The 22,341-nt window shown below is 58.6% G+C and carries 18 protein-coding genes; 13 read left to right on the top strand and 5 right to left on the bottom strand.

Annotated features, from left to right (window positions below; genetic code table 11):
* Positions 1-31: 31 nt before the first annotated feature.
* A complete protein-coding gene (chrA, locus tag XX99_RS02820; RefSeq protein ID WP_050057831.1) occupies positions 32-1,348 on the top strand; it encodes a chromate efflux transporter in 1,317 nt (438 codons plus the stop codon).
* An 83-nt stretch (positions 1,349-1,431) separates the two neighbouring features.
* Here chrA and XX99_RS02825 read toward each other — a convergent pair whose 3' ends face one another.
* The gene (locus tag XX99_RS02825) at positions 1,432-2,205 is read right to left on the bottom strand and encodes a helix-turn-helix transcriptional regulator (protein ID WP_050057832.1); all 774 of its coding nucleotides are present in this window, start codon (positions 2,203-2,205) and stop codon (positions 1,432-1,434) included.
* A gap of 96 nt (positions 2,206-2,301) precedes the next feature.
* On the opposite strand from XX99_RS02825, the gene XX99_RS02830 reads away from it, so the two are divergent.
* The gene (locus XX99_RS02830) at positions 2,302-3,057 is read left to right on the top strand and encodes a class I SAM-dependent methyltransferase (protein WP_050057833.1); all 756 of its coding nucleotides are present in this window, start codon (positions 2,302-2,304) and stop codon (positions 3,055-3,057) included.
* Positions 3,058-3,115: 58 nt separating this feature from the next.
* Here the strand turns inward: XX99_RS02830 and XX99_RS02835 are convergent, their stop codons facing one another.
* Positions 3,116-3,385, bottom strand: a complete 270-nt coding sequence (locus XX99_RS02835) for a hypothetical protein (protein ID WP_050057834.1) — start codon at positions 3,383-3,385, stop codon at positions 3,116-3,118.
* Positions 3,386-3,628: 243 nt separating this feature from the next.
* Here XX99_RS02835 and XX99_RS02840 point away from each other — a divergent pair, with 243 nt between their 5' ends.
* A complete protein-coding gene (locus XX99_RS02840) occupies positions 3,629-3,973 on the top strand; it encodes a VOC family protein (protein ID WP_050058090.1) in 345 nt (114 codons plus the stop codon).
* Positions 3,966-4,406: a VOC family protein gene (locus XX99_RS02845; RefSeq protein ID WP_050057835.1), complete on the top strand. Its 441-nt coding sequence runs from the start codon at positions 3,966-3,968 to the stop codon at positions 4,404-4,406. The genes XX99_RS02840 and XX99_RS02845 overlap by 8 nt, the downstream gene beginning before the upstream one ends.
* A gap of 108 nt (positions 4,407-4,514) precedes the next feature.
* Here the strand turns inward: XX99_RS02845 and XX99_RS02850 are convergent, their stop codons facing one another.
* Positions 4,515-6,134, bottom strand: a complete 1,620-nt coding sequence (locus tag XX99_RS02850) for a methyl-accepting chemotaxis protein (protein ID WP_050057836.1) — start codon at positions 6,132-6,134, stop codon at positions 4,515-4,517.
* A gap of 333 nt (positions 6,135-6,467) precedes the next feature.
* Positions 6,468-6,818, bottom strand: coding sequence for a toxin-antitoxin system HicB family antitoxin (locus tag XX99_RS28515; RefSeq protein WP_156185757.1), 351 nt, complete (start codon positions 6,816-6,818; stop codon positions 6,468-6,470).
* A 636-nt stretch (positions 6,819-7,454) separates the two neighbouring features.
* Between XX99_RS28515 and XX99_RS02865 the strand changes: the two genes are divergently transcribed.
* Complete coding sequence (locus tag XX99_RS02865; RefSeq protein ID WP_050057839.1) at positions 7,455-11,672, top strand: beta strand repeat-containing protein; 4,218 nt, start codon at positions 7,455-7,457, stop codon at positions 11,670-11,672.
* 51 nt (positions 11,673-11,723) lie between these two features.
* Positions 11,724-13,052: an OmpA family protein gene (locus XX99_RS02870; protein ID WP_050057840.1), complete on the top strand. Its 1,329-nt coding sequence runs from the start codon at positions 11,724-11,726 to the stop codon at positions 13,050-13,052.
* 250 nt (positions 13,053-13,302) lie between these two features.
* Here XX99_RS02870 and XX99_RS02875 read toward each other — a convergent pair whose 3' ends face one another.
* Positions 13,303-15,057, bottom strand: coding sequence for a putative bifunctional diguanylate cyclase/phosphodiesterase (locus XX99_RS02875; protein ID WP_156185758.1), 1,755 nt, complete (start codon positions 15,055-15,057; stop codon positions 13,303-13,305).
* 468 nt (positions 15,058-15,525) lie between these two features.
* On the opposite strand from XX99_RS02875, the gene XX99_RS02880 reads away from it, so the two are divergent.
* The 7 genes from XX99_RS02880 (at position 15,526) to XX99_RS02910 (ending at position 22,340) form a co-directional block, all read left to right on the top strand.
* Complete coding sequence (locus XX99_RS02880) at positions 15,526-15,705, top strand: Flp family type IVb pilin (protein WP_050057842.1); 180 nt, start codon at positions 15,526-15,528, stop codon at positions 15,703-15,705.
* Between the two features lie 191 nt (positions 15,706-15,896).
* Complete coding sequence (locus XX99_RS02885; protein ID WP_050057843.1) at positions 15,897-16,433, top strand: A24 family peptidase; 537 nt, start codon at positions 15,897-15,899, stop codon at positions 16,431-16,433.
* A 3-nt stretch (positions 16,434-16,436) separates the two neighbouring features.
* Entirely contained in the window at positions 16,437-17,252 is an 816-nt protein-coding gene (cpaB, locus tag XX99_RS02890) for a Flp pilus assembly protein CpaB (RefSeq protein WP_050057844.1), read from the top strand.
* A complete protein-coding gene (locus tag XX99_RS02895; RefSeq protein WP_050057845.1) occupies positions 17,252-18,691 on the top strand; it encodes a type II and III secretion system protein family protein in 1,440 nt (479 codons plus the stop codon). Before cpaB ends, XX99_RS02895 begins: the two co-directional genes overlap by 1 nt.
* Positions 18,692-18,724: 33 nt before the next feature.
* Positions 18,725-19,951 carry an AAA family ATPase gene (locus tag XX99_RS02900; protein ID WP_221302299.1) on the top strand — a complete coding sequence of 409 codons (1,227 nt, stop codon included), beginning with the start codon at positions 18,725-18,727 and terminating at the stop codon, positions 19,949-19,951.
* Between the two features lie 54 nt (positions 19,952-20,005).
* Entirely contained in the window at positions 20,006-21,352 is a 1,347-nt protein-coding gene (locus tag XX99_RS02905; protein ID WP_082125199.1) for a CpaF family protein, read from the top strand.
* A gap of 1 nt (position 21,353) precedes the next feature.
* Positions 21,354-22,340 (top strand): type II secretion system F family protein, encoded by a 987-nt coding sequence (locus XX99_RS02910; RefSeq protein WP_050057847.1) that lies wholly within the window; start codon positions 21,354-21,356, stop codon positions 22,338-22,340.
* The last annotated feature ends 1 nt before the right edge of the window (position 22,341 follow it).

Here is a 22,341-nt window from a genome sequence, read left to right on the forward strand (position 1 = left end):
TTCTATGACACTATGACGTTATAATGTCATAGTGGTTACAGAGAAAGCGCTCCCCCCAATAGAATTATCTGCCGCGGCGCGGTTCTGGTTTCGGCTGGGTTTGATCAGTTTCGGCGGGACGGCTGCCCACATCGCGATCATGCATGACGATCTGGTGGAGCGCAGAAGGTGGATCGACAACGAGGACTTCTTTCACGCGCTGAGTCATTGCATGATTCTCCCCGGCCCGGAAGCCCAGCAGCTCGCCATTTATCTCGGTTGGAAGTTGAACGGAATCAGAGGGGGCATCGTCGCCGGCACGCTCTTTGTTCTTCCATCCATGTTTGTGCTGCTGGCTCTGAGCATCGTATACGCCAAGTTTGGGAGCCTGCCCTGGATCGCCGCCATGTTCAGCGGGCTGAGGCCAGCGGTGCTGGCTCTAGTACTGCTCGCGTTGACTCGACTGGCGAGGCGTTCGCTGATTGAGCCGGTGCAGTGGGCTGTCGCATCCGGGGCATTTGCAGCGGTGATCCTGCTTCATGCTTCGATTCCAGTTGTGATGGCTGCAGCGATTGCTCTTGGCTTTCTCATAGAGAAATTCCGTCGCGATCCTCTATCAGAGCGACCATCGATGACGGGTCGCGAAGCTTCCAATGTGAACCGAGACATACGGAAGCAGGCTCTCTTGTCGTTTGCGAAGATCACCGCGGCGGGGTTGGGGATATGGCTTGCTCCATTTCTCGCTCTTTACTTGTTCGGCCGAGACTTTCACTTTTGGAGTCAGCTTGGCCTCTTTTTTACGCGCACCGCCTTCGTTACATTTGGAGGCTCCTACACGGTTATTCCTTATGTGGCTCACACGGCGGTATTCCACTATCACTGGCTGAGTCAGCCTCAGATGCTCGATGGCTTCGCTCTCGCGGAGACGACACCTGGACCGCTCATCATCGTCGTGGCATTCGTTGGGTTCATGGCAGGCTTTCATCGCTTCCATGGTTCGATCCTGATGGGCTCCTCGGCCTTGCTTTTGACTACTCTCTACACCTTTCTGCCATGTTTTCTGTTCGTCTTTGCCGGCGCACCTTTCGTTAGCTGGACGCAAAATAACCGGAGTATCAAAGCCGTGCTGAGTCTGGTCGTCGCAGTCGTGTTCGCTGCCATGGCTGATCTCGCCTTATTTCTTGCTCGCGGCGTTCTGTTTCCTTCCGGGACACTTGGCTTCGCAGAACTCGATTGGACTGCAATTGCCGTGGTCGGCCTTTCGCTCTTTCTGCTTGGAGCGCTCAAGACGAAAGTGGGTGCAGTGATCGGATTGAGCCTGGGACTTGGAATCGCACGCTGGCTGATTCGCCTGTGGTGGATACATTAGTTCTGGGGGGAGATCACGAGATGTGACCACCATGTATTCAAGCGGAGTTGAAGGAAGATCTACTTCAGATCTCAGGCTCGCATTCAGAACAGGATGATGAGCTTCATATTCGGGGAGTGTGCGATTCGCAGCGTGAGTTGTCGAAGCACCAGGTGACCGTCCTGGGGATGAACGAATGCACGTTCGCCGCCTTCTCGCTCCAATACATTCTGCGTACTCCAGAATGTGTCGAACTCCGGGCTGCTCTGGCGCAGCACCTCTATCTGGCTGGTGATCGTTGCGTCGTCCATAAGGCTGCGGCAATCGCCGCGAAACTCCGCGACGAGCCTTTGTGCCCGGACGGGCCAGTCCACAATGAATTGGCGGGCGCTCGGGTTCAGAAACATGTAGTTCAGCAGATTAGGCCGCACTTCGCCGGGAGCGAGCCACTCCTGGAACAAGTCGCTCGCAGGCTTATTCCAGGCGATTGCGTTCCACGCGTGATCGAGAACATAGGCTGGCGTTTGAATCACCCGCACTGCATCCCGTAGCGACTCTTCGATGTTCGATTCCGCAGCGACCTCACCCTTTTCGGGATCATGAATGCCCGCGAGTTCGAAAAGATATTTGCGCTCCGCCCGGGATAAGAGAAGCGCGCGTGCGATGCGCGACAGCGTGGCCGCAGATGTAGACTCTGTCCGTCCCTGCTCAATCCAAGTGAGCCAGGTGGGACTGATGCCGCACAGTCCGGCGAGTTCCTCTCGCCGCAGGCCCTTTGCTCTGCGCCGGGTTCCGCTGTTCAATCCGACTTCTTCCGGTCGCAGCCGTTCGCGTCTTGTGCGGATAAAGCTTCCGAGCGAAGTCTTCGCCGTTGTCATTTCACTCCTCAGCGTGGGTAGTGCTTATACCACTATATTCACCCATCTTGTACCAGCATGCGCGGGCCGCTATGTTTTGCTGGAGAGGTGATTCGCATGCAAAACCACACGACCAAAGTTGGGCAACAGTTCGGAGCTGTGGCCGAAGCCTATCTATCAAGCCGCGTGCACAGCCAGGGCGCGGATCTGGAGGCTGTCGCCGAGAAGCTGAAGCAAAAGCCGTTGGGCCGCGTTCTAGATCTGGGCTGTGGGGCAGGGCATCTCAGCTTCGCGGCCGCTCCATTTGCTGAAGCCGTGGTTGCGTATGACCTGTCTCCGGAGATGATCGAGATTGTGAGCCGCGAAGCTCGACAGCGCGGGCACAACAACCTTTCTGTTCGGACAGGTCAGGTCGAAGAGCTCCCTTTCGAAGACCGAAGCTTTGACTGGGTTCTCACTCGGTACAGTGCACATCATTGGAACGATGTCCTGCGCGCACTTCGCGAAGCACGCCGGGTGCTCCGATCTGACGGAGGACTGATCCTCATCGATATCTGTGCGCCTGAAGATCCTTTGTTGGACACGCACCTGCAAACGGTAGAACTTTTGCGGGATGGGTCTCATGTCCGGGACTATTCTTTATCGAATTGGAGTGCAATGCTCGCTGAGGCCGGATTCGAAATCGAGAACTATTCCCCCTGGAAGCTGCCGCTCGATTTCAAAGCCTGGGTCGATCGGATGAACACGCCATCCGTGTTTGTGGAAGCGATACAGGCACTCATGCGGAGCGCTCCTAAAGAGGTGCGGAGTTATTTTCGAGTTGCGGAGGACGGTTCGTTCGCTCCAGATAGCGTGCTCATCGAAGCTCGATGAGTATGCTGTCGGTGGTTGTGATTCATCGGGAGGCGACAGGAAGTATTTCATCCTAAAATCAAGACTTCTTTTTCTTTTTCGGCCTACCGGGGGGAAGGTAATTGGCTTTACTCTTGATAACCTCTAGGCTTTCGATGATCTCGCGTCGACCATCTTTCATACCCTGTTCGTACACAGCCTCAAGAACCTGGCCTAGTCGGACACCCTTGTAGAGGTCCATATCCATCGTGATTTCGGCTAGGGCTGCGTGAATCTTCGCTCCTACATAGAGCGCGAGTTCCCGGTCAGGCAGATAGACATTGGTCTTCTTATACTTAGATTTTGCCATGCAGTGGATCGTAACAGCATTTATGCAGCTAACGCCGCGATTTATCGAAATTCTAGGCCTGATAGCTAAGCCCTGATTCCGTAGCGGAGGTGAAGCGCATAATATGTAAATCTGCCCGAGTTGTAATAGAAGAAAAGTGCAGCGTAATCAGACTCCAAACTGGACACTACCCCACCGGGTCCCAATTTGACGCGTGAGCTGTTTTGCTGCATAAAGGAGATCTCTGTGGATGCTAAAGAGAAAATGAGTTTCATTGGCCAGCCAGTGCCGGAGTTGCCGGTCGCAGACGTGGAACGCGCACAACAGCATTACAGAGACGCGCTCGGCTTCGAGATCGGATGGCTTTACCCCGATAAAGGAATTGGGGCCGTATCGCGCGACAAGGTGACGATCTTCTTTCGGAAGAGGGATTCACCGTTCGAGCCGGCTGTTCACTGGGTGTTTGCCGAAGATATCGACGTGTCGTACCAGGAGTTGCAATCGTCAGGGGCGAACATCGTGGAGCCTCTGGAAAAAAAGCCCTGGGGACTACGGCAGTTCACCGTAAAGGATCTGGACGGGAACATCTTCTATTTTCATCATGACTAACCAAACGCCGCATATCGATGAACCAAGAGCGGCGACGCCGCGTCCCGTTCTCAATTCCATTGAGGCGCAGCTCTTCGTTGCGGATGTCAAGCGTTCCTGCGATTTCTATACAAGTAAGCTTGGCTTCGCGGTTGAATTCATCTACGGCGACCCGCCGCACTACGCGCAGGTCTTCCGCGACAATGCGCGGCTCAACTTGAAGCTGGTTCGCGAAGCGGTGTTCGCCGGTGACATTCGCAAGCGAGAACATCTGCTCTCCGCCTCGATCACGGTTGCCACCGCGAATGAAATCAAACAGCTGTTTGCGAGCTATCAGGCTGCAGGGGTTTCCTTCCATCAGGAGCAGAGGCAGGAGCCTTGGGGCGCGAGAACCTTTATCGTCCGCGATCCAGACGAGAACCTCATTCTCTTTGCCGGCCCGGCCGCAGACTGAGCTGCGATGGCGGTAGACCCGCAAGACTAGATTGGCGAGGACGTGATTCGATTGACGTACGTTTCTGCTTCATCGCATCGATCTCTGCCAAAGCGCCTGAAAGTAGCGTCAGAATGCTTCGAAGCTCTGCTCGCGCGAAAAGCGTTCCGAGGTGCTTCTCGACAATGTTTTTGGCGTAAATACTGCGGGGAAGGAGCCAGGTGTTGAGCTCATCCTGACCGGCGCAGTTCGCATGTTCATGGCCGGAGTTGAATAGAGCGCCTGCGGTCTGTTTTCCCTTCGGGTCGCGGACGGGAGATTGTAGGAGAGCTTTCCTCCAACCATGCCGTTGAGGCGGCCGGTGATTTCTTTCATCGCTTCCGATTGCCCGTTCAGCTCTTCCGCAGCCGCGGCGCTCTCTTCGGCATTGGCGGCTGTGGTCTGGATAACCTGTTCCATCTGCCCCAGAGCCGTGCGAATCTGATCGATGCCGACAGACTGCTCGCGGCTGCCGTAGCTCACGTCATCCACCAGCGTGGCCAGATCGGTGAACTCATTCGAGATCTGCTGGACAGAGGTTACGACCCCGCCAAGCACTGCTTTGCCGGCTACAGACTTGGCTACGGAATCTTCGATCAGCGATGCCGTATCCTTGGCCGCCTGCGCGCTGCGCTGCGCCAGGCTGCGCACTTCGTCCGCGACTACTGCGAAGCCCATGCCCGCTTCCCCGGCCCTTGCGGCCTCGACGGCGGCGTTGAGCGCGAGAATGTTGGTCTGGAAGGCAATCTCGTCAATGATCTTAATGATCTTCGCGATTTTCGAGCTGGAATTATTGATATCGTCCATGGCTACCATCATGTCTGACAATTGGCGGTCGGTATCTTGAAACTCCTTCTTCGATTTCCCGACCATCTGCGCCATGTTCGCCGCGTTTTCAGTATTCTTGCGGGCCATGGAGTTGATCTCCTCAGCCGAAGCCGAGGTCTCTTCGAGGGATGCTGCCTGCTCTGACGAACCCTGCGCCAGCAGCTGGCTGGACGACGATACCTGGGCCGCTGCCGATGCGGTCTGCTGCGAGCCCTCCGTGAGTTCGGCCACCACCTGGGTGAGAGCGCAATCGATTTGCCGGACGATATAGATCACCACCGCACCTGCCGCAGCGGAGAGCAGGATCATAACGACCACAACCCAGATGCTGGAATGGATCAAAGACTCATTGCCGGCCGCGATTTCGGTCACTTGCGAGGTGGAGATCTGAGCCAGCGCCTTGATCTGCGCGTCGGATTTTTCTGCCATCGGCGAAAGCTTTCCCTTTTGGAAGGCGGCTGACGCCACGCCATCTCCGGTACGGCTCAGGCGATAGAGATCATCGTGCGCCTGCAGCCTGGCGTCGTTACTTGCCGCGAGGTCTTGAAGGATTTGCCTCGCCTGTTCACTGGTCGTGATGGATTGATATTCCTTGATCAGCTCCTGGCTCTTCGTCAGGTTCTCGCGGAAGGCAGAGTCGTATTTTTCTACGACGTCCGCATCTTTCGTGAAGGCGCGAATCACCATGCCCCGCTCGAGCGACAGCATATTCGCGGTATGAAACTCCAGTTGGCCACTGAGCGCGAGCTTGTGCGTGCTTGCCGAGCTGACTCTCGTCTGGGTCTGGATATGGGCTAAAGACAGCCACGCGGTTATGCCGAGGATGAGAGTGAAGCTGAGGGCGGCTCCAAACGAGGCATAGAGCTTTTTGTTGATGGTCACGGTTTCTCCTTATGTCGAGCCGGGGCTGCGTCTGGGGGATTCCGTCAGGCCGTACTTAGTAAAACAAAGAATGGGGCAAGATATTCCCTCTTGCTTCATTGCGCGGTCGAGCCAGAACTGTACACCGCTTCTATCGGTACGCGTGAGGACGCCTCGTATCGAACGTGATATCACTTCAGAGAAAAATTAGGAAGGAAGTGCGAGGCGGACATAGAAAGCTTTGCTTAGCCCAGGGATAGCCAGGCCTATCGCGGACAAATAGATCATTCAGCCGGAAGATAGGGGTGCAAAGGGAGCCTTTGCCAGCTCTGGTAGACGGGTAGTCGAAGCTTGTTAGTGGCGGATAGTTGTAATCGGCGCCGAGGGGTTGCGTTCTCGCGATTTCACGGACTTCTGGAGATAACTCTCTTCCATCCGCGTGATCTTTTCTGCGACCGCGAGGCTGATGAAGTGGTTGATGGAAATCCCCTCGCGTTCGGCGAGCTCGTTTGCCTGTCGCCGAATGGACGGCGCCAATCGAAGGGGAAAGGATTGTCTGCGTTTCTCTGACTCGGGCATTGACGCTCCCACATTCCTGAACAAAAGCAGATTCTTGTCCGATCGTTCCGGAGGCCGCGATTTCATTCGCGCAAAAAACTCAACCAAGATAGATGCAACACCCAGGTATCCAGTCCATCCTTCCATGGATGCAAGAAGATGACTGCATGAACAGGATGCCGAAAGCTTTCCTGGAGGTTTGCCCGGATTATCTGGGCCAGCGTGGAGAACATCTCTATGCTTGACTCCTGGTGATGGAACTTCCGAGGTAGATGGAACTTCCGAGGTAGATGGAACTTCCGAGGTAGATGGAACTTCCGAGGCTCCTTTGTCAAAGCTAATGAGAAATATCTAACCATCAGCCATCTCTCGGGCTGGATACTACCGCTTATCTTGCCGAAGCGCGAGCAGTGTATTGGACGAGTGAGCGGGCAGATATATCAACTAACATGACGCTGGTAACACTCCCATTTTTGAGATCATAGGTTCAAAATAGGCCGCCAGAATAACTAGATATCGCGGGCGATATCGTACCGTGAAGTTATCTCCTTTTCCCTATCTCCATAGTCATAGTGCTTCCGTTATATCTATGTGTCTGGGTAACCGTGTTTGGGTTACTTAGGCTAGCACGGGAGCATGCCTTTGGTCACACGCCGCGAGGCTGGGCGAAGGCGCCGCTCATCCACCACTCCTGATGGAGAGGCATTTGCAAGGCAATGCGCGGATCGACGCAATGCTTGCAGCAGGGATGATCGGACACACATTTTGAGGGAGCCAGTCCATATGTCTACGTTCTATCGCCGGAATTCTGAGCCAAGCCGTCCGAAAGTCAGGGATTGGTCTCACCTTCTACACACCGCCATCGCGGGTCGCGTGGGAATCGCCGCCTTTGCCTTCGCTCTGTTCATGGCGATTTCGGGCTGCGGTGTCGGCGGCTATCCCGGCGGCGGAATCGCAAGCCTGTCGGCGTCCTCGATCGTTCTCGATGCTGGCCAGACGGTCACCGTTACTGCGACCATGTCCGGCGCCGAGGCGATCAGCTGGGCGCTCCTGGGACAGAGCTGCAGCGGCAGTCAATGCGGAACTCTTTCCGGCAATACGCAGTCGTCGGTGACCTACACGGCGCCCGCGGGCCTTACGGCACAGATGCAGTTGACTCTCTCGGCATTGCTCGGCGGCACCAAGAGCGCGCAGAGCGTCACTATCACGGTCAACCCCGACCCGGCGTTAAGCGCTACTCTGCCCGCCGGCGTTGTGGGCACGGCCTACTCGGGGACGATCACCCCCTCAGGCGGCACTCCCGCATTGGCGCTCAGCATCGCAAGCGGCTCGCTCCCGGCTGGCTTGAGCTTCAACGCGTCCACGAATACGATCACCGGCACCCCGACCACGGCCGGCAGCTTTGCCTTCTCCGCGTCGCTTACGGATTCCAGTGTGACTCCGTTCACCGTGACCGCCCAGGAAACGATTGTTATTACGAACTCTGGCTCACCGGCGGCAACGCCTCTGGCCCTGACGGGCGGTCCGCAGCCAGGAGGAATCGTAGGTGCCGCCTACACCACGTCCCTGGTAGCGAGCGGCGGCGTTGCGCCCTATGCCTGGAGCATCAGCGCGGGAACATTGCCTGCAGGATTGAGCATCGCGCCGGCAACCGGCATCATCGCGGGAGTTCCAACCGTACCGGGCACCGCAGCCTTCACCGTCCAAGTGGCCGATTCGACGGGTGCCACAGCAACGGCCCAGGCATCGATTGTCGTTAGCGCCGCAGCTACAACGCTTACGCTGACGAGCGCTGCTCTGCCGAACGGCACGGTTGGCGTCGCCTACAGCTCTCCCATCGGGTTGACCGGCGGCACCTCGCCCTATACCTGCTCCATTACTACCGGTACGCTGCCTGCCGGTCTCAGCCTCAGCGGTTGCACGGTCGGCGGCACACCGACTACGGCCGGCACTGCAACTGTCACCGTGAAGGTTACTGACTCGAGCTCTCCGAGCGTCAGCGTAACCGGTCCGGAGACGATCGTCGTCGTACCGGCGGCTCTCGCTCTGGCGGGGACCGCGCTACCGAACGGCACGGTTGGCGTCGCCTACAGCTCCCCCATCGGATTAACGGGCGGCACCTCGCCCTATACCTGCGCCATTACCACCGGTACGCTGCCTGCCGGTCTCAGCCTCAGCGGCTGCACGGTCAGCGGCACACCGACTACGGCCGGCATCGCGACGCTCGCGGTGAAGGTCACCGACTCCAGCTCTCCGAGCGTCAGCATCACCGGTCCGGAGACGATTGTTATCGCACCAGCTGCCTTGGTTCTCACTGCAACGACTTTGCCCAACGGCACGGTCAATACTCCCTACAGCGCAACGATCGGAGCGAGCGGAGGAACCGCTCCTTATAGCTGCACGATCACCAGCGGCACTCTGCCGGTGGGATTGGTTCTCGCCGGTTGCACCGTCGCCGGTCTGCCCACTACGGCGGGCAGCTCGACAGTCACCGTGAAGGTAACGGATTCGGGAAGTCCGTCCCAGATGTCCAGCGGTCCCGAAACCATCGTGATTGCGCCCGCTACGCTCGCGCTCACCGCAACCAGTCTGCCGGATGGCATAGTGGGCATCCCCTACAGCGCGATCATAGGCGCGTCGGGTGGCACCGCTCCTTATAGCTGCGCCATCACCAACGGAGCTCTGCCCGCAGGGCTGAGTCTCAGCGGCTGCACGGTAAGCGGTACGCCCACTACTCCGGGCAGCGCGACGGTTACGATCAGGGTGACTGATTCCGGCAATCCGCCGGGGACGGCAACCGGGACGGAAACCATCACCATCGATCCGGCAAATCTGACCTTGGTTACGACAGCCCTTCCGAATGGGACGGTCGGCGTATCCTACTCCGCAAACATCAGCGCTACCGGCGGCACCTCGCCGTATAGCTGCGCCATCATCAGCGGAATACTGCCCGCAGGCCTGAGTCTCAGCGGTTGCACGATCGGCGGTACTCCGACAACCCCGCAGACCGCGGCCTTCACGGTCAGGGTGACGGACGCCAATAGCCCGGCGCGCAGCGTCACCGGGCTGGAGGTCATCACCATTGCTCCGCTGGGCACGCTGAGCCTGACCGGAACGCTGCCCAACCCCATCCTTGGCGTCGCCTACAGCTATACGCTGCAGGCGACCGGAGGAACGTCTCCGTACAGCTACTCGATCACTGCCGGAGCTCTTCCGGCCGGACTCACCCTCGCCGCCGATGGCGTGATCAGCGGTACCCCCACCGCAGCCGGAGCCAGCAGCTTCACCGTCACGGCAACGGACAGTGCAGCGACACCGGCGACCGCATCGTTGTCCGTGGTCCTGCTCGTGGTCTACCCATCCTCGCCCTTCGACTCTGAGTTGAGCGGGCCCTATGCCTATCTCTTCCAGGGTTATGACGATGTGGTAGCAGGAGTGCTTGCTTACCACACGGCGTCTGTAGGCAGCTTTACCGCCGACGGCGCGGGAGGCGTTGCCGCCGGCGAGGTCGACGCCAACCACCAATCGTCGACTCCCACCGGAACAACGGTGCCGACGCAAAACTTCCTCGGAACTTACACCGTAGGTGCGAATAGCCAAGGCATGGTAACCATCACCACGCTGAATGCCGACGGCACGACGGATCAGAGCTTCACCTACGCCATTGCGCTGAAGGCTCCCGTTGGTCCGGCGACGGTCGCGACCGAAGGCAGCCTCATCGAATACGACGATAACCAGCTGGTCGGAACCAAGGGCTCGGGAACACTGCTGGCTCAAACCACCTCGGCTTACGCTGCCGGATTGAATGGCAGCTATGCCTTCGGGTTTGAAGGTGACACGCCGTGCCTCGTCTCATGCACGGTCGGCGTCGCCTCGGGACCAGTCGCGACCGTAGGTCAGTTCACTACCGACGGAGCAGGCAATGTCAGCTCCGGAGAGGCGGATGCCAATATCGCCAGTGTCAACTATGCCAGCGCACCGCTGAACGGCTCCTACCAGAGCGCCGATCAGAACGGACGCCTGCAACTGGAGATGTCCAACACCGCTATCTCTGACGGACTCTACCCGACCAATTACGCGGTCTACATCGTGAACGCGAACGAGGCGTTCCTTATGTCGACCGATAAGCACTCGGCCTACACTCTGCTGGCGGGAACAGCGCAACTGCAGACGCAAAGCACCTTCAGCAATGCGTCCGTGAATGGTCCGGTCATCGGCTATGAGAGTGCTCAGTCCGATCCCGGCCTGGTGGGCGCGACTCTGCAAAACGTACTGAACTTCTCGACTGCTACCGTCTTCCGCACCAGCGGCGACGGCGCGGGTACCTGCGACACCACCAACGTAGACAGCGGCGGTCTCACCAGCCTGGTCGATAGCCTGACCGGGCTTGCCAACGGCAACACCCTTCTGGAGGCGTTGCTCGGCTCTGCCACTGCGACGGGAACCTCGACCTGTGAGGTCAACAGCAACGGGCGCGGTGTACTGAACTACCCGCAACCTGCATCGCTGGTCTCGACACTGCTCGGTCTGCTCGGTCTTTCCTCCGGGCCGCCTCCGCCGCGTGTCTTCTACCTCATCGCTCCGAATCAGGGTTACTTCCTGGAAACGAGCTATGCGGGACTCGGACAGTTCGAAGCGCAGACCGGATCCCCCTTCAGTCTCGCGACTGTGGACGGAACCTTTGTCGAATCCACGATCCCGGCCAGTTCCCTGGCCAGCGTCGACACTTCGGGCAGCTTCACAGCGAATGGGGCCGGTCAGGCGACATACACGCTCGATGAAAATGTCGGGGTAGGCACGCTGAACGTCTTACAGCTCGGCGTCTCTTCGACAACTTCGTATACCTTGACCGATCCGAATACGAACGTGAGTGCCGCCACGGCGGGGCGCTTTGTCCTGGGCGATGGAACCACGGTTGTCTATGCCATCACTCCTCAGAGGTTCGTGGTGATCGATACGAATCCGCTGACGACTTCTCCCACGGTCTCTCTGCTGTACTAGGCGGCGAGAGACCCCGGACGAGTTACGAAATCTTTAGGAGAGAGACATACGATGCGACCACTGTTACCGATTCTCTTCCTCGCTGTTCTGTCTGGAGGCTCTGCTGCGATCGCGCAGCAGAGCGCTCCGGACTCATTCCAATATCCTTCACGCTTTAATGTGGCGGGAGGCTATAACTTCATCGATGCCAATGCGCCTCCGGGCTCGTGCCAATGCTTCACCATGAACGGAGGATTCGTTTCCGCGGACCTCAACCTCAACTCGTGGCTCGGTGTGGCGGGCGAGATCACCGCTGGCCATGCCACCAACATCAGCTCGCTGGGCCAGAACCTCACGCTCATGACTTTCCTCGCCGGGCCGAGGGTTTCCTGGCATCGCGGCCGTTTCACCCCGTTCGGTGAGTTTCTCCTGGGCGGCGCGCGTGGAACCGGCTCCTATTTCCCCACCTCAACTTCAAGCTCCAGCAGCGCCTCCGGCTTTTCTTACTCGACGGGCGGCGGCGTTGATGTGCGGCTCACCGAAAGATTTGGGATTCGGGCTTTCGACTTTCAGTTCCTTCGTACGGATTTGCCCAACGGGGATAGCGATGCAGAGAATCAGCTGCAGGTAAGCACCGGCGTCGTCTTTCACTTCGGAGGGGCGAGCGGTTCGACTGAGAATGCCGGCGCTCCGCCCATGATCGCGCCCAAGCTGAACGCGCAGGTGCAGTTTGGATGCAGCGTGAGCAGCCAGGAAGTTGCGGCCGGCGATGCGGTTCAGATCGTCGGAGAGGCTTTAACCGTTCCTGAGCAGCATGACCTCGACTACGCGTGGACATCGAATGCCGGCGCCGTTCAAGGACAGGGACGCATGGTCACCATCGATACCAAAGGTCTGGCTCCGGGAAATTACCGCGTCGATGGGCGGGTCGCGCTCGCCTCCGATCCCTCGGTGGCCTCGCGTTGCCAGGTATCGTTTCGAGTTAACCGCCCTCCCTCGTCTTCGTCCGAGGTTGCGGGCGCTCAGATCATCATTCCACCCGGCCCCGAAGGCGACGATTTCCGGCAGCACGTCCGGGATCTCTTCTTCAGCTATGACAGCGCGCGTCTTCGCCCGGAGGAGCAGGCGGTGATTGCGGAAGATGCTGCGTTTTTGCAGACGCATCCTCAACTCGCCATCACCATCGCGGGCTACGCCGACGAGCGCGGCTCCGACGAGTACAACCAGGAGCTAGGAACGAGACGCGCGGCCTCGACCATGGAAGCCCTCGCAGCGGCGGGAATCGATCGATCCCGGATACATGTGCTTAGCTACGGAAAGAGCAAACCCTTCTGCACGGAAGAGACGGACAGCTGCCAGCAGCGCAATCGCCGGGCCCAGCTTCTGCCCGGCGCGAGGTAGCGCTGTATCTGACTCGACCTCGAGACACGTTAAGCGGCAGGAATGGCGGGCGCATGTTTGCGCCCGCTATTCCTTTGAGCTTTCGGAGCGGCCTCGACCAGCTGTCGAGCTTGCCATCTATCGAACTATCCCTCTCGTCTGCCTGCAGGAGAATGCGCAGACCGCTCGATGGCCAATCATGCACTGGTTGCAAACAAGAGAGCTTGAGCCTCTCATCCATCGTGAACCCGCGGTTACGCCGCCGTGCCGCCTAGGGCTCCTCGAAGAAAGGTATCGGTGCTTCATGTTCCATCCGGCGCAAGAGCGCAGGCAGCGGCAATGGTCTGCTGTAGAAGTAGCCCTGTGCGAAGCGGCATCCGTATTCCATCAGCATCTCGGCCTGGGATTCGGCCTCGATCCCTTCCGCGACCACTTTCATGCCTGCACCATGGGCCAGGTCGACGATAAAACGGATGATGTCGGAGTTGATAGATCCGCTTCCCATGTCGCGCACAAACGACTGGTCGATCTTGAGTGTGTCGATCGGGTAGTTTCGAAGATAGCCGAGAGACGAGTATCCGGTACCGAAGTCGTCTAACGCTATGCGTACGCCACGGGAACGAATTGTGTGCAGCAGATCGCCCACGCGATCTGCATCGTTCACGAAAATGCTCTCCGTTATTTCCAGTTGCAGGAAGCGCGGATCGCCCTCCCAATCGTCGACCAGCCCAATCAAAGTCGGCAGAAACGATGGCTCATTCAGCTGCTTTGCGGAGATGTTGACGCTGAGCAGTAAGTCTCTTCCCAAAACCTCGCGCATGCGGCGTATGTCCTGGCATGAGCGCCGCATCGCCCAGCTTCCGATGGGAACGATGGAGCTCGTCTCCTCAGCCAGGCAGATAAATGTCCCGGGGGTGAGCAGCCCGCGTGTGGGGTGATTCCACCGCAGCAGCGCCTCGACGCCGGCGATGGATCCATCGCGCAGATTGATGATTGGCTGGTAGTAGAGCTCCATCTCCTCGCGTTCGAGCGCAGTCTGTAGCTGCAGGGTGGTCTGTATCTTGGACAATGCATCGTCGTGCATTGCCGTGTCGTAAAACACGTAGCAGTTTCCACCCCTGCGTTTGGCTCGGGACATGGCCGTATCTGCGGCGTGCAGAACCTCCTCGCCGGCGGCATGATGCGCGTGGATTGCGCTTACACCGATACTCGCTGTCAGCGGGAAGCTCATCTCGCACAACGTGACCGGCCGTTCCATCACCTGCAGGATATGCGCGGCCGTGCGAGCAACCTGTTCCGTATCGCGCAGCGCGCCCAGTAGGATGGCGAATTCGTCCTGGCCAATGCGCACCAGGAAGTCCTCGTCGGAGATGCAGTTCTTGAGCCGGTCGGCGATCTGCCTCAGAAGCTCATCTCCCAGGCGATGGCCGAACATGTCGTTCACGGTACGGAATCGATCAAGATCGATGTAGATCAAAAAGCCCTTCGAGCGAGCAAACTTGTGCTTCGTCTCCAGCCGGGCTTTCAGCAGGTCCAGTAGGAAGCCACGATTGCCGAGACCTGTGAGCGTGTCGTGAAATGCAAGGTGAAGCAGTTTGGCCTCCATCCACTTCCGCTCGCGAATCTCCCGCGACAGAGCCTCGTCCTGAGCTCGCGCCACATGCTGCTCCTCAAGCAGGCGGTTAACCTTGAAACGATCCCGGCGGAATCCAAGCGCCCGTAACTCAATCGAGAGCCGCTCCACCAGTAGAAACAACAAGAGCCAGCCGAGCACGCCAGCAACTCCAATGGCGGCAGCGCGCCAGGTGAATGGCGGGAGCCATTGGCGGAGCGGCTCGGGGATGTTCGTTTGACCCCATTCCTGAATCCGTTCCCGGAGTTGTCCCGGGATCTCCCAGCGATCCTGTTGGAGCCACAGCGAGAGGGGATGGCGCAGGGCCGCTCCGATCGAGAGCGCGAGTAGGGAGGTGCATCCTGTTATCCAGGAAATTGAATGTTTTGGATGTTGCCGGATGCTCGGACTCAACAACGGTCACGCTCCCAGGGAAAGAAATGCTCTGGTGGCCAAAGCCAAAAAATGCAATCGAAACTCCGATGCGGCCGTTCTGAAATCGGGATGCTCGCGGGATTGCTTTCTTAATCCATGATGTTACAAAGCAATGCGCCTCCTATGTAACTATTTCGTGTTACCTAATATTGCTGGTGATATCGTATCGCGTTGAATTATCACCGAGGTACTTGCCATCGGTAACCTTACTTAGTCAATATGGCACTAACAGTTCCGATACATTGTGCAAGCACTCAAGCAATGAACATAGATGGACGATAGTTTTGGCAGATCTATCTATATTCGCCGCATCGAGGCGTTTCTTCTCCACCGATCTGGTTGTCGCGAAGGCATCTGTTCGGCGATACCGGCGAAGCGCTCCATTTGCTTCACGCAATGCATCGCTTCAGTTGGCGTAAGACAAATTCGCATTATCGGGAGATGGATATGACGAACATCGCAAAACTGTTTCACAACCTTATCGCGGACGAGTCCGGACAGGACATGATCGAATACGCTCTGGTGGCCGCCCTGGTGGGACTCGCCGCAGTCGCCGCATTGACAGCCCTGGCCACCGCGATCAAGACCTTATTCGGGACCATCACCACTGCTCTCGGCGCCGCGTAGAAACCGGCTTGGGAATGCCCGGGAACCCGGCAGCTCGGAAACGATCTGACGGGAGCGGTGTATCACGGCAGGGAATTGGGAGATGAGGCAAACAAGTTTGCCCTCAAGCTTGTGCGGGAGAAGCGTGTCGCGACCGGTGCGCCTATCCATATTGCGCGATAAAGATCGAGCCATAGAGGAAAGCAACGGTGATGACGAACAGCAGGATGATCTATGGTGCGGCGAGCCTGCTTTTTGCAGCTGTGGCGGCGGGTTGGGACATCAAGATACGTAGGATACCGAATCTTCTTACCGCCGCTGCGCTGGTTACGGGTCTCATGCTTCACCTCCTCTGCGATGGCTGGAAGGGAATGCTTGCATCACTGATCGCGGCGGTCATCGCGGGTGCGATCTTCCTGCTGTTTTTCATTGCCGGAGGGATGGGCGGCGGCGATGTGAAGCTGATCGCGGCCATCGCCTGCATCACCGGCCTGCAATGGACCGGGTATCTGTTGATCTTTACCTCGCTGGTAGGCGGAGCGATGGCGCTCGTCCTGGCTGTGGCCCGCGGATCTCTTTTCCGCACCCTGGCTAATATGTTTTCTCTGCTGCGTCATCATCTCGCCCTGGGACTTACTCCGCATCCGGAGCTGAACGTCGAGAACAGAGCGACTCTTCGGCTCCCCTATGCCATGGCCATTGCTGCGGGCAGCTTTTTGACTTTCTATCTCCAGAAAGTTCAGGGCTGACCGATGAATTCACGACGACTGACCGTAGCCTTTCTCATCGCGCTCGCCGTATCTGGGCTGTGCACGCTGTGGTTTGGCAGCCGGATGATGAGGGCGCGGGGCAGCGCACCGCAGCGTTCGGAATATCTTGCAACCGCGCGGCCGATCGACGCCGGGGAGATTTTGCATGCGGAGGACGTGAAGCCGATCCATTGGCCGGACTCTGTTCCTATCGCCGGCGCCTTCACGCGCGCGCAGGATGTGGTTGGCCGCACCGCGCTGTATCCACTCGGTGCAGGTGAGCCGCTGCAGGAGCGGCAGTTGGCGGCCGCAGGCTCGGGTCTTGGGCTGTCGACCAAAATTCCCGACGGCATGCGCGCGCTCTCGCTGAAATCCGACCAGGTGGTCGGCGTTGCCGGCTTCCTGATGCCGGGGACGCACGTCGATGTGCTGGTTACTTATACGCTGCCTTCCTCTTCGATGCCTGTGACCTCCATGGTGTTGCAGGATGCGCAGATCCTTACGGCAGGCCAGAAGATGGAGCCCGATCCGCAAGGGAAGCCCACCACCGTGGATGTGGTTACGATCCTCGTTTCGCCGCAGGATGCCGAGAAGGCGGTGCTGGCCAGTGCCCAGGGGCGGGTGCATTTTGTCATGCGCAACGGCGGGGATAGCGTCAAAGTCAACGCAGCTCCGGTAGAGCTCGCGGCGCTCGGCCAGGCTGCAGTCGTCAAACCCGCAGTCAAAGACGCGCCACGCAAACCAAAGGCCGCTGCAGCTCCGGCAAAGTACAGCGTGCAACTGGTCAACGGCGATAAGTCATCCACGGAGAGCTTTTAGTGGCCTTGCGTGAAGCCACTTCGATGCGCCGTCTTGCGCGATGCGCGTGGTGCTGCATCCTGGGCGGCGTTTCCTTGCTGGCCGGCGCGCAGCAACGCTCCTTTTCCGCAGCGGTGGTCGCCCCGGGACACGAGGCCGCGGGTATCACTCAGGTAGCTCCGGAAGAGAAGACCATCCATCTGCTGGTGGGCCGTTCGCTCTTCATCAATTCCATCCATCGGCTCGCTCGCGTTTATGTGACCAATCCTGCGGTGCTCTCGGCTTACATCGCCAGTCCCAATCAGATTTTGGTCACTTCGAAGGATGCTGGAGTCAGCTCACTGGTCGTTTGGGACGAGACAGGCGCCAATCAGCCCTACTTTTTCTCCTCCGATCTGGACATCAACAGGCTTCGCGCCTCGTTTCAGGAATCGATGCCGGATGAGGATATTCACGTCGAAGGAGATGGAGGCCGCATCGTGCTCTCCGGGATTGCAAGTGATCCGACAGTATCGGATGCGGCGGTTAAGCTGGCCGGCATGTATTCGAAAGATGTCTTCAATGCGCTGGTCGTGAACTCTTCGCATGTGAAGCAGGTGCGGCTGAAGGTGAGGATCGTAGAAGTGGACCGGTCCAAGCTCCAGCAGTTCGGTTTCAACTTCTTCAGCGCCGGCGGCAACAACCTTGCGCAAACTTCTACGACTCAATTTCCCTCTTCGCTCACCGTAACGGCGGGCGGCGGTTCGGGTGGCAGCAGCAGCTCTTCTTCGAGCGTGGGAGGTAAGTCCGTCACGGTAGGTGATCCACTCAACTTCCTTATCTTCAATTCGGCCTTGAATATCGGAGCTACACTGCAGGATCTTCAGACGAAGCAGATTCTGCAGATCCTTGCCGAGCCCAACATAACGACCATCAGCGGCAAGGAGGCAAGTTTCCTGTCGGGCGGCGAGTTTCCTTTTCCGGTGGTGCAGGGCAGTGCCGGCGGTCTTACCTCGATCAGCATCCAGTTTCGTCCCTACGGCGTGAAGATTGATTTCACTCCGGAGGTCAATATCGACGGCACGATTCAACTGAAGGTCGCGCCCGAAGTCAGCGCGCTCGATTACACCAATGCGGTTAGCATCGACGGCTATGAGATTCCAGCTCTCTCCACGCGCCGCGCGTCCACCCAGGTGGTGCTGAAGAGCGGCCAGAGCTTCGCCATCTCCGGTCTGCTCGACCGGCGCATCACCGATGCCTATAGCAAGACGCCGGGCATTGCGAGCGTGCCTATCCTCGGGCAATTATTCAAATCGAAGTCGCTCAATCACTCGACCACCGAACTCGTGGTCATCGTGACCCCCGATGTCGTCGACCCGCTCACCGAGGATCAGCCGATCCACGAGCCAAAGGTTCCGGTGCCGGCTCTGGATTCAAAGACCTTCGATAACGCGCTGCCGAAACAGAAGCCGGAGAACTAAGAGGGAAGTGATCCGATGACCAAAGAGCGATTCATGCCATTCGCGAGCGGACCGGAGATGCCGGATCCAATGGTCATTGCTGTGTACCTGCCAGCAGAGATCGTCGATCGTCTGGATGGGGCTGTCAGACGCCGATCCTGGCGCACCACCATCGAGAGCTATGGATCGTATTTCTCCGAGGAGCGGCGGCCGTATTTCCTGCCACTCATTCAAGCCTCCGGAGCCTGCATCGCCTTTGTCGACTTCGACGAGTCGGCCAAGCGGGCGGTCGAAACTTCGGAGTACCTCACTCATGCCTTCGCGGGAAAGATCACCGTGGTCGCACTCTCGAAGAACGCGAACTCCGGCAAAATTCTTATGGCGATGCGCGCCGGTTGCAGTGAGTTTCTGGATACCTCGTTACAGGAGCCTGCCTTGAGCGAGCTTTTCGACCGGCTGGAGCGCAGTTGGGCGGCGACCAATCATCGCCCCGCCAAGGCGGGAACGCTGCTCTCCTTTCTCGGCGTGAAGGGCGGCGTGGGGACGACAACTCTGGCTGTCAATCTCGGAGTTTTCCTGGCGCGGGAGTGCCGCAAGCGAGTTCTGTTGATTGACCATCAGCCCGAGCTTGGACATGTTTGTATCTATCTCGGCATGGATGGCAGCCAGTGCCAGTTTCAGGAAGTGGTGCGCAACGTGAGCCGCCTGGATAGCGAGCTGCTGCAGGGTATGGTCTGCCGGCATAGCAGCGGACTGCACGCGCTCTCTTCTCCGGACGGCTGCGGCCGGGCTACGGAGCTGGAGCGCGAGAGCGTGTCCCGGACCCTCGAGTTTCTGCGCAGCGAGTACGACTTCGTCCTCGCCGACTGCGGCTACGCCTTCGCGGAGCATAACTATCCGGTCATCGAAGCCTCCGATCATGTGTACATGATTTCGACGCAGGAGCTTTCTGCGCTCCGCGATCTCTCGCGCCGCATCGATCACTTCATTTCACTGCACTCGCCGCTGGAGAAGCTGCGCATCGTTCTCAATCGCGCCTCCGACCTCGATGCCGTCCAGGTCGACCAGATCGAGAAGGCGATGAAGCTGCCTATCTCCGTCCGCATCCCGACCGGCAATGGGGATTTTGTCCGTGCCGCCAATCTGGGCGAGCCGCTTTCGCCGGGTAGTAAATCGACGCTCACTAACAAGTTCGCCCGCTGGGCGGAAGCGGTGGTGGGATCGCCGCAAAGTATCGATGTTCCGAGAAAGAGTAAGCAGCTTCTATCGCTGTGGAAATGAGCGGTCTCATCGTGATCGCAGACGCGCAGGGATCGCAGAAAGGAGGGATAAAGCGTGAATCTGACCAGCATCGAAAGTGTTCCTGAGAAGAACCAGCCCGCGGCGGCTCCGGCGAAGAGTGTGCCGGAGGCCCAGCAACAGCAGATCAAGTCGGCGGTTCATAAGGAGCTCATCAAACGTCTCGATCTGGATCGCTTGAACGAATTCAACCAGACCCGCGCCGGTCAGCAGCAGCTCTTTGCCTTCATTCAGCGACTGCTCACCGAGCATGGAGTTCCGCTGAGCACTCCCGAACGCGAGAAGCTGGCTCAGGAGATTGTTGACGAGGTCTTTGGCCTGGGCCCGATCGAGCCTCTTCTTCATGATCCGACGGTCAGCGACATTCTCGTCAACACCTACGACTCCATCTATGTAGAGCGCCACGGCCGGCTTGAGAAGACCACCATCGTCTTCAAGGACGATCGCCACCTCATGCACATCATCGAGAAGATCGTCTCGGCGGTGGGCCGCCGCGTGGACGAGTCTTCGCCCATGGTCGATGCGCGCCTGGCCGATGGCTCGCGGGTCAACGTAATCATTCCGCCGCTGGCTATCGATGGGCCTATCCTTTCCATCCGCCGCTTCGGCAAGTCTCCGCTCACCGCGGAAGATCTGATTCACTCGCACACCCTCACCCGCCCGATGCTTGAGCTTCTGCAGCGCGCGGTGCAGGGGCGGGTCAGCATCGTGATCTCGGGCGGCACGGGAACGGGCAAGACCACGCTCTTGAATGTCCTCTCGTCGTTCATCTCCGCAGACGAGCGCATTGTGACGATCGAGGACTCGGCCGAGCTGCTTTTGCGGCAGGATCATGTGGTTCGCCTCGAAACGCGTCCGCCGAATGTGGAAGGACGGGGAGCAGTCCGCCAGCGTGAGTTGATGATCAACGCTCTGCGCATGCGCCCCGACCGGATTGTGCTTGGCGAGGTGCGCGGCGAAGAGGCTCTGGATATGCTGCAGGCTATGAATACCGGCCACGACGGATCGCTGACCACTGTCCACGCCAACACGCCTCGCGATGCGCTGTCGCGTCTGGAGACCATGGCCATGATGGGCGATATCCGTCTGCCGGAGAGGGCCATCAAAGCCCAGATCGCATCAGCCATTCAAATCATCGTTCAGGTGGCGCGCATGAGCGATGGCAGCCGCCGCATCACGCACATTTCGGAGCTCACCGGCGCCTTCAGCGACACGGTCAGCATGAATGATCTGTTTCTGTTTGAAAGAAAAGGAGTCACGCCTACCGGCAAGACGAAAGGGCGTTTTCACTCGACCGGCATCATGCCCAAGTTCAACGAGAAGCTCACTGCCGCCGGTCTTCCTTTACCTCAAGGTCTCATCAACCACTCGGTGGAAGTGTAACGTGGGCCATCTCATGCTCCCCATCATTCTCGTCTTCCTGTTCCTCTTGATCTTTGTCTTTGCGGTTGTCTCCGTAGGCATGCGCCCGGGCAAGCGGCAAAAGGCGGTCCACAGCAGGTTTGCCGAAGTCCTGGGTATGCCGTCCGAGTTGGACGCCGATCATTATGGGGCAGATGGCCGTCTGGTCGTCGCGCAAGACGAAAGTCTCGGATCTCTCAAGATGATCCTCGCCGGCACCAGCATCGGACGCTATCTGCAGCGAATGATTCTGCAGAGCCATGTTCAATCCTCGGCTTCTACCATTTTGATCATCATGCTCTCAGCGGCAGCAGGGGTGTTCTTCGCGACATGGTTGACGACATCTCTTCTGCTCCTTGCCGCTGCCGCCGCTCTTGGTGCGGGCTACCTGCCGCTGGCGTACTTGCGCTTCCGGCGCAGCAAGCGCCTGGCTGCATTCGACGCCGCACTGCCCGAATGCGTAGAGACCTGCGCTCGCTCCATCCGGGCGGGCCATTCGCTGGTCGCTGCGTTGGCCATTGTCGCCGAGCACGCGCCCGAGCCGGCTGGAGTCGAGTTTCAAGAGGTCATCAAGAAGCAGAATTATGGCCTGCCGATCAGCGAAGCCTTCCGGCAGATGCTGGACCGGGTCCCGTCGAAGGATCTGCAAGTGATGGTGACAGCCTTTCTGGTCCAGAGGGACACGGGCGGCAATCTGGTCGAGGTGCTCGACCGGCTGGTCTTCGTCGTCCGGGAGCGGATGCGGATTCAGCGCGACATCAGGACGCATACGGCGCAGGGACGTCTCACCGGATGGATTCTCTGTCTTCTCCCCGTCGGACTGCTCGTGGTCATCAATTTCGTCAATCCGGGATACTCCAAGACTCTGCTCAACGACGCGACTGGACGAAAGATGCTTTATGTCGGGGGCGGGCTGCTCGTGGTCGGCGGCTTCATCATTCGCAATATCGTGAACGGGATCGAGGTTTAGC

Origin of the sequence: Silvibacterium bohemicum (assembly GCF_001006305.1) — a bacterium.
GTDB classification, from domain to species: Bacteria; Acidobacteriota; Terriglobia; order Terriglobales; family Acidobacteriaceae; genus Silvibacterium; species Silvibacterium bohemicum.

Coding starts and splice junctions, on each gene's coding strand:
- cpaB (WP_050057844.1), top strand. CDS start 16,437: ATGAATTCACGACGACTGACCGTAGCCTTTCTCATCGCGCTCGCCGTA.
- XX99_RS02830 (WP_050057833.1), top strand. CDS start 2,302: ATGCAAAACCACACGACCAAAGTTGGGCAACAGTTCGGAGCTGTGGCC.
- XX99_RS02880 (WP_050057842.1), top strand. CDS start 15,526: ATGACGAACATCGCAAAACTGTTTCACAACCTTATCGCGGACGAGTCC.
- XX99_RS02870 (WP_050057840.1), top strand. CDS start 11,724: ATGCGACCACTGTTACCGATTCTCTTCCTCGCTGTTCTGTCTGGAGGC.
- XX99_RS02835 (WP_050057834.1), bottom strand. CDS start 3,385: ATGGCAAAATCTAAGTATAAGAAGACCAATGTCTATCTGCCTGACCGG.
- XX99_RS02900 (WP_221302299.1), top strand. CDS start 18,725: ATGCCATTCGCGAGCGGACCGGAGATGCCGGATCCAATGGTCATTGCT.
- XX99_RS02885 (WP_050057843.1), top strand. CDS start 15,897: ATGACGAACAGCAGGATGATCTATGGTGCGGCGAGCCTGCTTTTTGCA.
- XX99_RS28515 (WP_156185757.1), bottom strand. CDS start 6,818: ATGGAAGGATGGACTGGATACCTGGGTGTTGCATCTATCTTGGTTGAG.
- XX99_RS02825 (WP_050057832.1), bottom strand. CDS start 2,205: ATGACAACGGCGAAGACTTCGCTCGGAAGCTTTATCCGCACAAGACGC.
- XX99_RS02865 (WP_050057839.1), top strand. CDS start 7,455: ATGTCTACGTTCTATCGCCGGAATTCTGAGCCAAGCCGTCCGAAAGTC.
- XX99_RS02845 (WP_050057835.1), top strand. CDS start 3,966: ATGACTAACCAAACGCCGCATATCGATGAACCAAGAGCGGCGACGCCG.
- XX99_RS02840 (WP_050058090.1), top strand. CDS start 3,629: ATGAGTTTCATTGGCCAGCCAGTGCCGGAGTTGCCGGTCGCAGACGTG.